The sequence below is a fragment of the Acidobacterium capsulatum ATCC 51196 genome, assembly GCF_000022565.1.
Lineage (GTDB): Bacteria > Acidobacteriota > Terriglobia > Terriglobales > Acidobacteriaceae > Acidobacterium > Acidobacterium capsulatum.
Map to the genome: position 1 here is coordinate 2,535,584 of NC_012483.1, position 14,708 is coordinate 2,550,291.

At 62.7% G+C, this 14,708-nt stretch carries 16 protein-coding genes and 2 tRNA genes; 14 read left to right on the forward strand and 4 right to left on the reverse strand.

Translation table 11 applies throughout. From position 1 onward, the window contains the following. The first annotated feature begins 281 nt into the window (after nucleotides 1-281). From ACP_RS10335 to ACP_RS10360, 6 genes are all read left to right on the forward strand, one after another. The gene (locus ACP_RS10335) at nucleotides 282-1,616 is read left to right on the forward strand and encodes a bifunctional folylpolyglutamate synthase/dihydrofolate synthase (RefSeq protein WP_015897268.1); all 1,335 of its coding nucleotides are present in this window, start codon (nucleotides 282-284) and stop codon (nucleotides 1,614-1,616) included. Continuing rightward, entirely contained in the window at nucleotides 1,613-2,431 is an 819-nt protein-coding gene (locus ACP_RS10340; RefSeq protein ID WP_083770580.1) for a lysophospholipid acyltransferase family protein, read from the forward strand. Before ACP_RS10335 ends, ACP_RS10340 begins: the two co-directional genes overlap by 4 nt. A 40-nt stretch (nucleotides 2,432-2,471) precedes the next feature. After that, nucleotides 2,472-3,221: a gamma-glutamyl-gamma-aminobutyrate hydrolase family protein gene (locus ACP_RS10345; protein WP_015897270.1), complete on the forward strand. Its 750-nt coding sequence runs from the start codon at nucleotides 2,472-2,474 to the stop codon at nucleotides 3,219-3,221. Further along, nucleotides 3,218-3,877 (forward strand): 16S rRNA (guanine(527)-N(7))-methyltransferase RsmG, encoded by a 660-nt coding sequence (gene rsmG / locus ACP_RS10350; RefSeq protein WP_015897271.1) that lies wholly within the window; start codon nucleotides 3,218-3,220, stop codon nucleotides 3,875-3,877. The genes ACP_RS10345 and rsmG overlap by 4 nt, the downstream gene beginning before the upstream one ends. Nucleotides 3,878-4,268: 391 nt before the next feature. Continuing rightward, entirely contained in the window at nucleotides 4,269-5,120 is an 852-nt protein-coding gene (locus ACP_RS10355; protein WP_015897272.1) for a ParA family protein, read from the forward strand. Between the two features lie 78 nt (nucleotides 5,121-5,198). Next, nucleotides 5,199-6,131, forward strand: coding sequence for a ParB/RepB/Spo0J family partition protein (locus ACP_RS10360; RefSeq protein ID WP_015897273.1), 933 nt, complete (start codon nucleotides 5,199-5,201; stop codon nucleotides 6,129-6,131). A 69-nt stretch (nucleotides 6,132-6,200) separates the two neighbouring features. On the opposite strand, the gene ACP_RS10365 is transcribed toward ACP_RS10360, so the two are convergent. After that, nucleotides 6,201-7,358, reverse strand: coding sequence for a glycosyltransferase (locus ACP_RS10365; protein ID WP_015897274.1), 1,158 nt, complete (start codon nucleotides 7,356-7,358; stop codon nucleotides 6,201-6,203). Between the two features lie 80 nt (nucleotides 7,359-7,438). Beyond that, a complete protein-coding gene (locus ACP_RS10370) occupies nucleotides 7,439-7,945 on the reverse strand; it encodes a DUF4112 domain-containing protein (RefSeq protein WP_015897276.1) in 507 nt (168 codons plus the stop codon). A gap of 93 nt (nucleotides 7,946-8,038) precedes the next feature. Between ACP_RS10370 and ACP_RS10375 the strand changes: the two genes are divergently transcribed. From ACP_RS10375 to ACP_RS10395, 5 genes are all read left to right on the forward strand, one after another. Next, nucleotides 8,039-8,113, forward strand: a tRNA-His gene (locus ACP_RS10375). An 85-nt stretch (nucleotides 8,114-8,198) separates the two neighbouring features. Beyond that, nucleotides 8,199-8,921 (forward strand): DUF72 domain-containing protein, encoded by a 723-nt coding sequence (locus ACP_RS10380; RefSeq protein ID WP_015897277.1) that lies wholly within the window; start codon nucleotides 8,199-8,201, stop codon nucleotides 8,919-8,921. Between the two features lie 24 nt (nucleotides 8,922-8,945). Beyond that, nucleotides 8,946-10,067: a YheT family hydrolase gene (locus tag ACP_RS10385; RefSeq protein ID WP_238525532.1), complete on the forward strand. Its 1,122-nt coding sequence runs from the start codon at nucleotides 8,946-8,948 to the stop codon at nucleotides 10,065-10,067. Further along, complete coding sequence (locus ACP_RS10390; protein ID WP_041839490.1) at nucleotides 10,057-10,641, forward strand: hypothetical protein; 585 nt, start codon at nucleotides 10,057-10,059, stop codon at nucleotides 10,639-10,641. The genes ACP_RS10385 and ACP_RS10390 overlap by 11 nt, the downstream gene beginning before the upstream one ends. A 29-nt stretch (nucleotides 10,642-10,670) precedes the next feature. Beyond that, on the forward strand, nucleotides 10,671-11,657 hold the full coding sequence (locus ACP_RS10395) for an alpha/beta hydrolase (protein ID WP_041840187.1): 987 nt from the start codon (nucleotides 10,671-10,673) through the stop codon (nucleotides 11,655-11,657). 49 nt (nucleotides 11,658-11,706) lie between these two features. On the opposite strand, the gene mnmE is transcribed toward ACP_RS10395, so the two are convergent. Both mnmE and ACP_RS10405 read right to left on the reverse strand, forming a co-directional pair. Then, on the reverse strand, nucleotides 11,707-13,203 hold the full coding sequence (mnmE, locus tag ACP_RS10400; RefSeq protein ID WP_052294782.1) for a tRNA uridine-5-carboxymethylaminomethyl(34) synthesis GTPase MnmE: 1,497 nt from the start codon (nucleotides 13,201-13,203) through the stop codon (nucleotides 11,707-11,709). 28 nt (nucleotides 13,204-13,231) lie between these two features. Further along, nucleotides 13,232-13,792, reverse strand: coding sequence for a Jag family protein (locus tag ACP_RS10405; protein ID WP_148215122.1), 561 nt, complete (start codon nucleotides 13,790-13,792; stop codon nucleotides 13,232-13,234). Nucleotides 13,793-13,866: 74 nt separating this feature from the next. Here ACP_RS10405 and ACP_RS10410 point away from each other — a divergent pair. The 3 genes from ACP_RS10410 to ACP_RS10420 all read left to right on the forward strand — a co-directional run bounded on the left by ACP_RS10410 (nucleotide 13,867) and on the right by ACP_RS10420 (nucleotide 14,615). Continuing rightward, a tRNA-Arg gene (locus tag ACP_RS10410) sits at nucleotides 13,867-13,943 on the forward strand. A 95-nt stretch (nucleotides 13,944-14,038) separates the two neighbouring features. Beyond that, nucleotides 14,039-14,302, forward strand: a complete 264-nt coding sequence (locus tag ACP_RS10415) for a type II toxin-antitoxin system ParD family antitoxin (protein WP_015897283.1) — start codon at nucleotides 14,039-14,041, stop codon at nucleotides 14,300-14,302. Beyond that, nucleotides 14,295-14,615, forward strand: a complete 321-nt coding sequence (locus tag ACP_RS10420; RefSeq protein WP_015897284.1) for a type II toxin-antitoxin system RelE/ParE family toxin — start codon at nucleotides 14,295-14,297, stop codon at nucleotides 14,613-14,615. Before ACP_RS10415 ends, ACP_RS10420 begins: the two co-directional genes overlap by 8 nt. Nucleotides 14,616-14,708 lie beyond the last annotated feature (93 nt).

Genomic DNA, 14,708 nt, shown 5'->3' on the forward strand with positions numbered 1-14,708 from the left:
TTCGTTGTTCCTACCCGCGAGGAAAATTCATGACGAATTCGTGACGGCCATCAAGCACGGAAGCCGGGTCTGAGCTGAACTCTCCACCTGGAGGTGGAGGAAAGAACCCATCCCCGGGCGCAAGACACGGCCTGCGTCAGAGGCCTACCGTAGAAGTCGATAAAGAACCTGTGCCACATACTTTCTCCCCCCGGCTGCGTGCCGGGGTTTTCTTTCTGGTGCGTGCGAAGCCTGCGGGAGCGGGTGCTTGTGGCGGCACAACAACGGATAAAATCAGAATTATGACCACGATCCGTGCCGTCGAGGCCAATGCGAAGGACCGGCTGTTTGCTCTTGCCGCCGAGCTGGGCGACGCACGCCGCAAGTTTCGGTTGGAAGAGATGCGTACGCTGTGCGAGGCGCTGGGCCGCCCGGAGCGGCGATTTGCGTCGGTGCTGATTGCGGGCACCAATGGGAAAGGCTCCACGGCGGCGGCGCTGGCGTCGATTGTTAGCGAGGCCGGCTATCGCACGGGGCTCTATACGTCTCCGCATCTGGAGAGCGTGAATGAGCGCATTCGCATCGGCGGCGAAATGATTGACGACGAGGCGTTCTCCCGCGCCTTTGCGCAGGTGGAAGCCGCCGCCGGGAAGTTGCAGCAGGAAGGCCGATTGCCACAGCCTCCCAGCTTTTTTGAGGCTGTGACGGCCACGGCGTTTGTAGCATTCGCCGAAGCGGGCATCGAGATTGCCGTGCTCGAAGTGGGCATGGGGGGCCGTCTGGATGCGACCAACGTGGTGGAGCCGCTGATTTCAGTCATCACCGATATTGCGCTGGACCACATGGAGTATCTTGGCTCGACGATCTCGGCGATTGCGCGCGAGAAGGCGGGCATTTTGCGGCCGAATGGCACGCTGGTGACGCTGCCGCAGCACCCTGAAGCGAACCAGTCGATTGGAGAGGTTGCCACGGCGCTGGGCGCGCGGGGCGTGAATGCCGCGATTTACCTGCCCTTTCTGGATCCGACCCAGGCCGGGGCGCACAATCGGTATCCACTGACGGTGCTGGAGGAGACGATTGAGATTGACGCGCCGCTCGAAGGCGCGCACCAACAGCGCAACCTGGCGCTGGCGATTGCGGCAGCGGCGGAATTACGCAACCATCAGGGTTACAAAATAGATGCGCAGCAGATTGCCCGGGGCATTCATGCGACACGGTGGCCGGGCCGCTTTGAGCTTGTGCGCCAGCAAGGCCGCGCGGATGTGCTGCTGGATGTGGCCCACAATCCGGCCGGAGCGTGGGCGTTGCGCTCGGCGCTCGCGCATCTGGAACCGGCGCCTGCCTCGATGACGCTGGTGTTTGGCTGCCTGCGCGACAAGGCGCTCGATGAGATGGCGCAGATTCTCTTCCCGATCTTTGACCGCGTGGTGCTCGCCGCCGTGGACTCGCCGCGCGCGGCCACGATGGAGAGTCTGCGTGAGGCTGCGGCCACCGTCCAGGCCGACGCCTTGGAGGCGGCGGACCCTGCGGCGGCGCTCGAAACGGCCTGGGAGATCACTCCGCAAGAGGGTTTGGTGGTGGTGGCTGGCTCGGTCTACCTGGTGGGAGCGCTGCGCAAGAAGGCGATCTCGGCATGAGCACGCAAACGCTGGCCCCCCGCCCGGAAAAACTCTCCCTGGGAGAGCGCATCGCGAATGTGGCGCTGCGTGCCCCGGCGATTCTGGGCGCGACGGCCTTCTTTGGCAGCCTTTCGCTGCTGGCCTCGCTCGTGGAAAAAGACGGAAAATGGCAGCACCGCATCGCACAGCGATGGGCGCGGGCGTGCGTGGCGGCGAGCGGAGGCCGGCTGACCGTGCTGCATGGCGAGCGGCTCAAGCCGCAGGTGGCCGTGTATGCGTGCAATCACCTCTCTTACATGGACACCCCGGTCATCTTTTCGACGCTTCCCTTCCAGTTCCGAATTGTGGCGCGGCATGATCTGTGGAAGCTGCCCTTCATCGGGTGGCACCTGGAGCGCTCGGGACAGGTGCCGGTGAATGTGGACAATCCCCGGGCCTCGATTGCGAGCCTGAGCTCGGCGGTGCGCACGCTGAAGTCGGGCATGCCGCTGTTCATCTTCCCCGAGGGTGGGCGCACGCGGGATGGACATCTGGCCCCGTTTTTGAATGGGCCTGCTTTCATGGCCATTCGCGCGCAGGTGCCGATTGTGCCGATGGCATTGATTGGAACCCATGAGCTGCTGCCGATTCATGCAGGCCAACTGCATGCGGTGCCGGTGACGCTGGTGGTGGGCGAGCCGATCGAGACTTCGGGATACTCCATGAAGCAGGTGAATGAGCTGACGGCGCGCCTGTACGCGGCCATTGCCGATCTTTATTACGGTCATACTTATCTGCCGCGCCCGGCTGTGGAAAGCCCGGTGCTGCAGGAAGCCACCGAATCTCACAATTGATGCGGGTGCGCCCTCCGGCTGCCCGCAAAAAGGACTGCCTATGACTCGTCCTCGCATTGCCATTCCTGAACCGACCCTGAACAACGCGAAATATAACGAGCGCTCGTGGATTCAGTACGCGAACGCAGTGGAAGCCGCCGGGGGCGAGCCGGTCAAGATTGCGCTGAGCGCGGCTCCGGCCGAGATTGCCCGCACGCTGGCCAGTTGCCAGGGTGTTTTGCTGCCGGGGAGCCCGGCGGATGTGAATCCCGCAAAGTTTGGGGAGGCGGTAGCCGGGGCCAAGCCTGAGGACCCGGCCCGCGAGGCAGCAGACGAGCTGCTGCTGCAGGATGCCTTTAACCTGCGCAAGCCGGTGCTGGGCATCTGCTATGGCTTTCAGTCTATGAACGTGTGGCTGGGCGGCTCGCTGGTGCAGGATCTGCCCACGCAGAGGCCGGATTCGCCGGTGAATCACTCGCCCAAAGAGAAGCCCGCCGTCGCGCACACGGTGCGGCTCGCGGAGGGATCGCGGCTGGTGGGGCTGGCGGGGCAAGCCGAGTCTCCGGTAAACAGCAGCCACCATCAGGCCGTAGCGCGGCTCGGCGATGGGCTGGTGCTGGCGGGAAGCTGCCCGGAGGATGGCGTGATTGAGGCCGCCGAGGGACGGACAGGAGCGTATGTGATGGGGCTGCAGTGGCATCCAGAGCGGACGCTTGAGACGGATGCCTTCTCGCGGCGCATCTTCGAGAGCTTTCTGGAGGCGGTGAAGGCCTGGAAAGAGGTTCCGAACGGCGCGGGGAGTGCGCAATGAGCGGCGAAGTCTCTGCACTGCATGCCGAAAGAATCGGGAATCTGCTGGAAGGTTGCGGGACGCCGGTTTCCGGGGCGGAAGCGGAGCGGTTGGGGGCTTTTCTGGCGCTTTTGCTGAAGTGGAATGCGCGGACCAACCTTACGGCGATTCGGGAGCCGGAGCAGATGGTGCGGCGGCACTTTGCGGACAGCGTTTTTTGCGCGCGGAATCTTCCGGAAGGGACGAAGACGCTGTTGGATTTTGGCTCTGGAGGGGGATTTCCGGGGATTCCGGTGGCGCTGCTGCGGCCGGAGGTTTCGGTGACGCTGGCGGAGTCACAGGGGCGCAAGGCTTCGTTTTTGCGGGAAGCGGTGCGGAGTCTGGGGCTACGGGCCGAGGTATGGGCGGAGCGAGTGGAAGAGATGCCTGTGGGACGGTGCTTTGACTGCGTGACGCTGCGGGCGGTGGACCGGATGCTGGATGCGTGCCGGGCGGCGGCAGAGCGGGTGGCTGCCGAGGGCACGATGATGGTGTTTACGACGGAGCGCCTGCGCGAGGAGGCAAAGGGGGTGCTTCCGGGGTGGAGCTGGCCTTCCGTGCTTCGATTGCCGCATGCAGAGCAGGGGTTGTTGCTGGTGGGGAGCAGGATGATGTTCCACGTGGAACACGAAAGCTAGAGACTCGCTGCGGAGGACCTGCAGAGTGATGTTCCACGTAGAACATCGGAGTTCAGCCTGGGGCTGCTCTTGAGCGCAGTATGCGTATGTTCCACGTGGAACATAGAAGGTCTTCAAGATGCTGGACCGGGTGGTCCCGGGTGAAAACGGGACGGGTGTTCCACGTGGAACATTGCCGATTGCCCTCTATTCCGGGCAAAGTTTTCCACCGATGCGCCATTTTTGCAACATTTCCGCAGCAATCGACAGGAAAGGCTATCTGCCGCAGAATGCGGGACTTAGCGGACCCCTCCCAGAAGCCCTTTGGGCGTTTCCCACAATTCCCTCCACTTTACCCACAAGCAGTTCTGTTTGCTGAAGGGGCGGCGGAGCCGGTAGTCTCGATAGCGTAATGAGTAAGGTTCTAGCCGTCGTCAATCAGAAGGGTGGGGTCGGAAAAACCACCACCGCGATTAACCTTTCCGCAGCTTTGGCGCTGGAGGGTTTGCCCACGCTTCTTATCGATTGCGACCCCCAGGCCAACTCCAGCGGCGGGCTCGGCATTGCCCGCGATGACGAGCGGAAGAGCACCTATGATGTGCTGATTGGCGAGTGCACGCTGGAAGAAGCTACGCTCCCGACGGAGATTCCCACGCTGTCGGTGGTTCCTTCGAGCAAAAACCTGATTGGGGCCAATGTTGAGCTGATTCAGCAGGAGCAGCGGGCCTTCAAGATGAAGCAGGCGCTCGATGCAGTGCGCGAAAAGTACACCTATATATTGCTGGATTGCCCTCCGGCGCTGGACCTGCTGACGCTCAATTCGCTGGTGGCGGCCGATGGGCTGCTGGTCCCCATGCAGGCGGAGTATTTTGCGCTCGAAGGCATCAGTGAGCTGATGCACACGCTGGAGCGGGTGCGCGAAGCCTTCAATGAGAAGCTGCAGATCGAGGGCGTGCTGCTCACCATGTATGACGACCGCACCAATCTGGCGCAGCAGGTGACGGAGAATCTGCGCGGCTTCTTTCAGGAGAAGCTGTTTCAGACGACGATTCCGCGCAATGTGCGTCTGGCAGAAGCGCCGAGCTACGGCAAGCCAGTGGCGCTGTATGATCCGCGCTCCAGAGGGGCAGAGACTTACCAGGCTCTGGCATTGGAGCTGCTGGGGCGGCACGGCATCGAAAGCCCGGCAGCGAAGGAACGCGAGAAGGCCGCCAAGGCAAACAAGGATCGCCCGGCCATTCGCTTCTGGCCATATTCAAAGTAAGCACGCTTTTGGGCCCGGCTGCCGGAGGGTTAGGCGGCTGTATCTGTTATTTCACCGAAAAGTTCAGGACCCCATTTCATGACCGCACCCGATCAAGCTAAAGACAGTGCCAAGCGCCGCGCGCTCGGCAAGGGACTCGAATCGCTGCTGCCCCGCGTGCAGGCGAAGGCCGAACCGGAGGCTCCCAAGGCCGGCATCACCGCGCCGGTGTTTGAGGTGGGCAAGCCGCGCGAGATTCCGGTGGGGGAGATTGAGCGCAATCCCTGGCAGACGCGCACCCACTTTGACGAGGAGCAACTGGCTGAGCTGACGGCGTCGATTACGGCAACGGGGGTGGTGCAGCCGATTCTGGTGCGGACGCTGCCGACGGGGCGCTTTCAACTGATTGCCGGCGAGCGGCGCTGGCTGGCCTCGCAGCGCGCGGGCAAAGAGACGATTCCGGCGATTTTGCGGCAGGTGACCGACCAGCAGGCGATGGAGATGACCATCGTCGAGAACCTGCAGCGCACCGATCTGAATCCCATGGAACAGGCCCGCGCGTATGAGCGGCTGGGCCGCGAATTTCAGATGACGCAGGAGCAGATGGCCAAGCGCACGGGCAAGGATCGCGCCTCGGTCTCGAACTTTCTGCGGCTGCTGAAGCTCCCCGGGGAGGTGCAGGCCAAAGTGGAGTCCGGCGATTTGAGCTTTGGGCATGCGCGCACGCTGCTGGCGCTCGAAGATCCGGAGTCGATTCAGAAGGCGGCGCAAAAGGTGCTGGCGCTCTCGATGTCGGTGCGGCAGACGGAGAGCTATGTGCAGGGCATTTTGCATCCTGAGCGCAAGCAGGCGAAAGGCGGCGAAGAGAAGAAGCCAGCCATTGATCCGAATGTACGCGAGGCGCAGGACCAGATGCAGCGGGCGCTCGGGCTCAGGGTTCGCATTGAGGACAAGAAGGGCCGCGGGCGCGTGATCATTGAGTATTCGGGCCTGGAAGACTTCGATGCCCTGCTCGAAATGCTGACGAAATAGCGGGCATTACAGAACGAAAAATAAACGTAACCGATCTGGTTACGTTTATTTTTTGTGTGCCGCAGAACGCTAAGGAGTGCTGAAGAGATCACGGATGGCGCGCGCTGTTTCCTGCATGGAGTAGCGCTTGCGGAAGCATGGGAGCGCGCGGGAGACCATGGCTTCGCGCTGGGATGGGTTGAGCGCGAGCCAACGCTCAAGCAACTTGCACGTGCCTTCGAGGGTATCTTTTTCGACCAGGCCAGACTCGTCTGCCTCAATGTCCGGCCAGATGTTCACCTGGTCTGAGATGAGGACGGGTTTGCCGCAGGCCAGGGCCTCAGCAACAGCGATGCCGAAGTTCTCCTGATGCGACGGCAACACGAAGGCTTCGCAGTGGCGCAGCGCGCCCCACTTGACGTCGCCCCGCAGCATGCCGGGCCAGTGGACGCGGTCTGCGATGCCAGCCTGCGCAGCCTGCTGTTGCAGCTTGGCCTGCAGGCCCACCTGATCGGGACCGGCGATGACCAGATGAAGATCGGGCGCGGACGCGGCGATGTGGGCGAAGGCCTGGAGCAGCAAGTCGCAGCCCTTCTTCTCATGAATGCGGGCCAGAAACAGCAGATAACGGCGAGGGCGGCCGTCCACGACAAGGGATGGTGCGTGCTGAAACCATGCCGCTGTCTGGGCAGCCGGATTGTCTTCGGGCTCCATGGCGCCGTAGGGAACGGGAAGGGCGTTCCATCGGCTGGGCTGAAAGCTGGTGGCGGCGAGGTCGCGCTCGGTGGTGCTGGTAAAGAGGACGGCTTTGGCATCGCGCAGCACCGGGTATTGCCAGGGCCAGAAGATCTGCTTCTTCAGCTTTTTGAGCGGATATTGCCGGTTAAACCAGGGATCGAGCGCGCCATGAGGAAAGACGGCGTAGGGGCGCTTGAGTTTGAGCATGGTGCGGCGCGCGGCCACGTTGGTGTAATTCCAGATGCCATGGAGCACGAGCGCATCGTAGGCGGGCAGATGCGCATTCAACCAGTGGGGGATGGTGCTCGAATAGCCGAAGCCTCCTCTGCGCGGTCCCAAGGCATGGACTGGCGCGGCAACCTCATTGAGAAACTCGGTCCCCGGGGTGTCGAGGCAGAATACCTCGCCCTCCACGCCCAGCGAGGCGTAGGCGCGCATCAGGTTGCGTACCGCCTGGGGCGGCCCGCCATCCGCGGGAGATAGCGATTGTATGGCGTGCAGGATCTTCAAGATATTCGGCGCTCCTTACCGGTTTCTGCCAGATTACAGGATGCGACAGCACGCTCCATCACAGCAGGATGTATGCGGCGTCAACGCAGCCACCAGCGCAGCAGCATGGCGAGCGCGAGGATGGGCGCGGCAAAGATGAGCGCGAGCGAAAGTGCTGCGAGAGCAAGAAAGCAGCGGTCTTTCCAGGTGTGACGCCGCGGCTCTGCAAGCTGGCGCGTCATCAAACGGTAGTTACGGCGATTGGCCTTGAAGGCCACGATGAAGAAATCTCCCGCGAGCGGGATGGAACCGATGAGCACTTCGAGTCCGACGTTGATGCTCATGCGCGCGAGTGTGGCATAGGGCACGCCGCGCAGCCAGGCCGCGCCGATAAGCAACAGCGAGGTGAGCCCGGCGAGCACGTCGCCGATGCCGGGGATGAAGCCGATCAGGCCATCGAGACCAATGCGGATGCTGGTGCCGGGAATGCGGAACCATTCATCGAGCAGGCGCGCCAGCAGATCCAACTGCTCGTCGCCGAGCCAACGCGCCGCGCGTGAGCGCGTTCGTAGCGGAGAGAGAACGTCTGGCTGCGTGACAGGTGGCATGAGCGTTGCTGGTTGAGATGCGGAATCAGCGCCGGGGGTATCGGACGCGGGTCCTCGAAAGGGCTGGCGAATGCTACAATGAAATCTCGTGTGGCGGCTATAGTTCAGCGGCAGAACGCCTGACTGTGGCTCAGGATGTCGCGGGTTCGATCCCCGCTAGCCGCCCCAGTTCCCTCCTCTCGCAGTATCCCTGCTTACAATTCCGGCTTTCGTCTTCCGGCGGGCAGCCCCGCGCGGCTAGGATGGTGGCACGATGGCGCGTCATTCGCTTTATGCCGGCTGCTCCGGATGGGCTTACGCAAGCTGGAAGCCAGGATTCTATCCTGCAAAGACCGCGGCGAAGCAGTTTCTGGCTTACTATGCCTCGCAGCTTAATTCCGTTGAGGTGAATTACACCTTTCGCCAATTGCCGAGTGCGGCTCAGGCAGAGAACTGGCTGGCTGCGACGGCGGAGGATTTTCGCTTCAGCTTCAAGGCTCCGCAGAGGGTGTCGCATCTGCTGCGGCTGCGGAACTGCGGCGAGGCGATGGCAGCATTCGCGGATTCAGTTGCGCCGTTTGCGCAGGCCGGGCGCATGGGACTGGTGCTGGTGCAATTGCCGCCCAACTTCAGAGCGGATGCCGCGCGGCTGGCGGGCTTTCTTGAGGATGCATCCCGGCTCAATCTGCGGCTTGCGCTTGAGTTTCGGCATGAGTCATGGTTTGAGACCGCCACGTATGCCACGCTGGAGCGCCACGGCGCGGCGCTTTGCATTGCGGAGAGCGACGAACTCGTGACGCCGGAGGTGCATACCACTGCATTTGCCTGCTACCGGCTGCGGCGCTCGCAGTATGACGAGGCTGCGCTCGATGAGCTTGCAGAGCGGCTGCACAAGGGGGCTGCCTCGGGCGATGTGTATGCGTATTTCAAGCATGAAGAGGCTCCCGATGGACCCTTGCGCGCGATGGCCGTGCGGAAGCGATTCCACGAACTGTAACGCCGCATCAGCGACAATGAAGATATGCCCAAGAGGAGCGTGAAAGACTCCGGCACTGGAGTGCTGACTGAGAGCGAAGCGATGATTGCACCCACCATGAGCGATGCCGCCGTCGCGTGGGAGCCGCGCTTTGTGCCGCGCCGTTTTTTGCGCAATGGACATCTGCAGACGTTGGCCGGCAACTTTCTGCCCCGCAAACAGACACTGCCTGAGCCAGAATCATTACTGGTGGAGGTAGAAGGCCCGGTCGCCGGGTATGGGCCGACGCAGGTGCTGTGCCATTGCCACTGGCAGCCTGAGGACGTGCGCCGCGTGCGGCTCACGGTGGTGCTGATTCATGGCCTCGAAGGCTCTTCGAACTCGCAGTATGTAGTGGGCAACACGGCGCGCGCGCTGGCGGCCGGCTGCAATGTCGTGCGCATGAACATGCGCAGTTGCGGCGGCGCCGATCACCTGTCGCCTACCATTTATCACTCGGGGCGATCAGGCGATGTGGCCCGCGTGCTGGAGCGCATTGTGGATGAGCACGCACTCGAACAAGTCGCTCTAGTGGGTTATTCCATGGGCGGCAATATGGCGCTGAAGCTGCTGGGCGAGTATGGCGTTGCGCCGCCGCCGCAACTGAAGGCGGTGGTGGGCATTTCGCCGCTGATGGATCTGACACCTTCCTCCGCGGCGCTGCATGAGCCGGCCAATCGCATTTATGAGTGGCACTTTGTGCGTGCATTGCGCCGCCGTCTCCGTTACAAATCGCAGCTCTTTCCACGGCTTTATCCGGCGGAGCTTGCGGGGCAACTGCGCACGATGCGCGACTTTGACAATCATGCGGTCGCACGCTACGGCGGCTTTCGCGATGCGGATGACTATTACGTTTCTGTCGCCAGCTCGCAATATGCGGCGGAGTTTCGCGTGCCGACGCTGATTTTGCATTCGCTCGATGACCCGTTCATTCGCATGCTGCCGACGACGCGCGCCGCGCTGCTGGCTAACCGGTGGGTGAGCTATGTGGAGACGCAACATGGCGGCCATTGCGCGTTTCTATCGCCGGCTGATCGCAAGCAACCGCAGCCCGACTTTGCTCACGACGGGTACTGGGCCGAGCATTTGCTGCTGCGTTATCTGCTGGAGCAAGCGCGTGGAAGCTGACTGGTCAGTGGAGCTGGGCGAAGGGCTGCCGGAGATTGTCATTCCGTGGAGCGGGGAGGGCCTGCAGTGGGTGGATCTGCGCGCGACCCATGCCGACTGCAAAGCCGCGGTGAGTGATCTTGCGCTGGCAGAAGCGCGGGCACCGCTGGCGGAAGCACTTAATGCGTTGAACGCGGAGCGCTCGCCGTGGCTCACCTCAAAGTGCGATGCGTGGTTGATCGATGGTGAAGACGAAGCGCTGGATCCGTATGAGCTGGATGCGGCGGATCTTGCCGCGACAGGCTCGCCGCTGCACGGCTGTGCGTCGTATCTTGATCTGCTCGCTCGAGGCGCAGAAACATTTTGTGATTTCAAGAAGCAGGAAGCGCTGCTATGCGCGCTGGCACAGGCTTTGCGCGAAGTGCCGCTGCCTCATGCGCGCATTGACCTCGTGCTGCGTGGCGCACGGATGCATCAGCAGGAGGGCTTTGGCATGACTGCGTATGTGACCGGCTGCGGGCTGGATGCGGCTGCGGCACTGCAGGCGTGGCAAGGGGCGCTGGCGGCGATGACGCATGCTCTCCTCAACTGTTGATCGCTGCTTCTATACTGATGACCGTGGCGATGCGAAAACTTACTCTTCTGCTTCTGGCCTGCGCGGGCTTTCTGGCGATGACCGCCTCCGCGCCCGCACAAACCGTTTCAGCCCAGGGCCTGCCCAAGCCCATGCCGCTCTACCAGGGCACGCCGCCCGGCGCGCTGGGCAACAAGCCGCAGGATATTCCTGAGCTGTATGTCATGCTGCCCAAGAAGCCGACTACGAGCGCGGCGGTGCTGGTGATTCCGGGTGGCGGGTATGAGTTTGTGGCGCTCGGCCATGAGGGATTTCAGATTGGCGAGTGGCTGCGCGCGCAGGGCATGCCGGCGATTGTGCTCGACTATCGCGTGGCGCCGTACCACTATCCGGTGGAGATTGAAGACGGCATGCGGGCGATGCGCGTGATTCGCGCGCATGCGAAGGAGTGGGGCATCGACCCGAACCGCATTGGCGTGTGGGGCTCTTCGGCTGGCGGCCACCTGGCCTCGACGCTGGGCACGCACTGCAACAAGATGAATCCTAATGCTGCTGACCCGATTGATCGCCTGAGCTGCAAGCCTGACTTTATGGTGCTTGCTTATCCGGTGATCTCCATGCGGAAGTCGATCACGCACATGGGCTCGCGCAATGCGTTGCTGGGGAAGAATCCCTCGCCGGCGCTGGTGAAGAAGTACTCGAACGAGTTGCAGGTTTCGCCGAGCACGCCGCCTACTTTCCTCTTTGCGACGGAGCGGGACCCGGTGGTGCCGATTCACAATTCCATCGACTTTTACAATGCGATGATTCGCAACGGTGTGCCGGGTGAGCTGCACATCTTCGACTACAGCAATCACGGCTGCGGGCTTTGCGGCTCGATTATCCCCTTGCGCGCATGGCCGGGCCTGCTGCGGCAGTGGTTCATTGACCGCAGCCTGCTGCCGCCGAATGCGCCGCCGCCGCCGCCGCCGGCTCCAAACTTGCCGGACTGGATGCCGGGCTTCCAGGGTCCGGGCATGACTGTCCCCAAGTGGTAGGAAGAAAGACTCAACGCGGCACTCGCCATCAGAAGGCGAGTGCCGTTTTTTATTTTCCAATGCAGAAGGTGGAGAAGATGCGGTTCAGGATGTCGTCGGCGGTGGTTTCTCCGGTGAGTGAGTCGAGCTGGCGCAGGGCTTCGTAGAGATCGAGCAGTACCATCTCGTGCGGAATGCCAGCCTGGGCCGCGGCGCGCGCCTTGCCGAGCGCGGCCAGCGCGGCAGACACCGCTTCATGATGGCGCAGCGAGGTGAGCATGCCAGACTCGCTGCCCATGCCCTCGGCCTGCATCATCTGGAGCAATGTTTCGCGCAGCCCGGCGATTCCCTCGCCGGTGAGTGCGGAGGTGGAGACGGCGCGGATATTTGTAACTGTCTCTGATTCTTTCTCAGAAGACGCCTCCGGCGGCGAGGCAAATAGCGCTTCCGGCTGCGTATCCAGAAGCGATTTTTGCTGCACCAGATCGCTCTTGTTGCGCACCAGCAGGGCGCGGCGGCCCGCCAGCGATGCGGCCAGCGCCTGCTCTTCTTCACTGAGCGGAGTGTTGCCCTCGACGACCAGCATCACGAGGTGGGCATCGGCCAGAGCCTCGCGCGATTTTTGAATGCCGATGGTTTCGGCCTCATCCGCGCCTTCGCGCAGACCGGCGGTATCCACCAGTTCGAGTGGAATGCCGCCGAGCGAAACGCGCTCGCTCACCAGGTCGCGCGTGGTGCCGGGCATCGCGGTGACGATGGCGCGCTCGCGCTCGACGAGACGATTGAAGAGCGAGGACTTGCCCACGTTGGGCCGGCCCACAATCGCCAGCGTGAGCCCGGAGTGCACGAGACGGCCGCGCGCGAAGGAGCGATGAAGAGATTCAAGTATGGGCTGCATCGCATCGATGCGCGTGAGGATCTGCGCATTGGGCGTGACGTCTACATCGTCTTCGGCAAAGTCGATACCGGCTTCGAGCAGCGCGATCAGTTCGACGAGCTGCTGCTTGGCCGGTTGCACGCGGCGCGAGAGTGCGCCGCCCATCTGCTCGGCGGCGACGCGCGCCTGATAGAGGGTTTGCGCATCGATCAAGTCGCGCACGGCCTCGGCCTGCGTGAGGTCGAGGCGGCCGGAGAGAAAGGCGCGCTCAGTGAATTCGCCGGGGCGGGCCAGCCGCGCACCTTGCGCGAGAGCGGCGCGCACGAGCATCTGCAGCACGACGGGGGAGCCGTGGGCGGCAATCTCAACGAGGTCTTCGCCGGTGTAGGAGCGCGGTGCCTGAAAGCATGTGACCACGGCTTCGTCGAGCTTGCGGGGTGCTTCCGACGTGCCTTCGGCTGCCGGCTCGCCCGGGGCTGACGGCTCATAGATCTCAGCGAATCTTGCAGAGGCATGCTGCAGCGGATGGCGCAGGCGCACCAAAGCCTCGGCCATGGGCACGGCTCGCGGACCCGAGAGGCGCACGATGCCGATGCCTCCGCGGCCCGGCGGCGTGGAGATGGCCACGATGGTTTCGTGGGCCAGGTTCTCCACTTCCGCAAGCTGAGGATGCGGTTGAATCGGATGCATGAGAAAAGGCTATACCCGCGGCGAAGAGCTAGCGGCGGCCGCGTCCACCGCCGCGCACGGCCGGCACACGCGGAGCGAACTTGTGATGGTCATAGCCTTTGGGATAAGCGACCACAAAGCGGTTCAGACCCTCGCCGCTCGATGAGGTCTCTAGATCCTCATAATCGCGCAGCGCCAGGTGCAGCATGCGGCGCTCGCGCGAACTCATGGCGGCAAAGGCATAGGGCTGGCCGGTCTCACGCACGCGCTCGGCGGCGGTCTGGGCAGCGAGTTTCAGCTCCTGCGCGCGCAGGGCCTTGAAGTTGTTCGAGTCGAAGGAGACGCGGTCGTGCTCCTCGTTTTCAAGCCGGATCATCTTGGCCGCGACGTGCTCGAGGGCGCGCAGCAGTTCGCCGCCACGCTGGGTGAGCAGTGAAGCATCGGGACCGGCCAGCTCGACGTAAATCTCGCGGGCCTCAAGGCCGTGCGGATCAGCGGCGCCCGCGCCGGCGGTGATGCGGTACTTCAGCCGAAGTCCGCCCTGGGTGGTGAGCATTTTGAGGAAGGAAGCGATGGTCTGCGCCGCTCCCTGATAATCTTCGATCGGCATCGGTAACCAGTATCGCACCGGGCACCGTCCTTCGCCACATCGGGCGGGGTTGACGGGCTACAATGAGCATGCGCGGGCGAGTAGCTCAATTGGATAGAGCACCAGCCTTCTAAGCTGGGGGTTGCAGGTTCGATCCCTGCCTCGCCTACCATCTCTCAGCGCCTCTTCATTTCTGCCCGGCATCGCTCCTGCCTCTCGATTGCCAAATATTGCCAATCGCGCTACGCTCTCCGCAGGAGTGCCCGGATGCCCACTCGCAATATCAATCTCACTCCGCAGATGGATCGCTTTGTCGATTCCCGGATCAAAGAAGGCCGCTATGGCAATGCCAGCGAGGTCATTCGCGCCGGTCTGCGCGCGCTTGAAAAGGAGGAGCGGGAAGAGGAAGCCCGGATTGAAGCACTTCGCTCGGCCCTGGTTGCGGGAGAGCAAAGCGGCTTTGTTACGGGAAACCCCTTCGAGCAAGTCCGGGAGTTTCTGAACGATTTGCCGAAGGCTGCGGGTGGCTGATTACAGGCTCTCCCGGCTTGCCCTGGCCGATCTCAAGGCGATCGCTCTCTACACCCGGCAAACGTGGGGCCTGGCACAGGCGCAACAATATCTCGCGGAGCTGGAGGAGATGATTCTGCGGCTGGCGTCGAACTCCCATCTGGGCAGAGCCTGCGATGAGATTCGTAAAGGCTATCGGCGCATCGAGCAGCGCCGTCATGTCCTCTTTTATCGCGTTCGCCGCTCTTCCCGGTCCGCGCAAAGCGAGACGGTCGAAATCATTCGCATTCTGCATGCGCGCATGTTGCCCGGCGAACACCTCGGCGAAGAATAATCACAATCTCTCTTGAGGCCGTTCTGTATGGGGGCGCTTTAGAGCAGTTTAGGAAATACTGTGAACTTTCCTGCGGTTTTCTGGGTCGTCGCT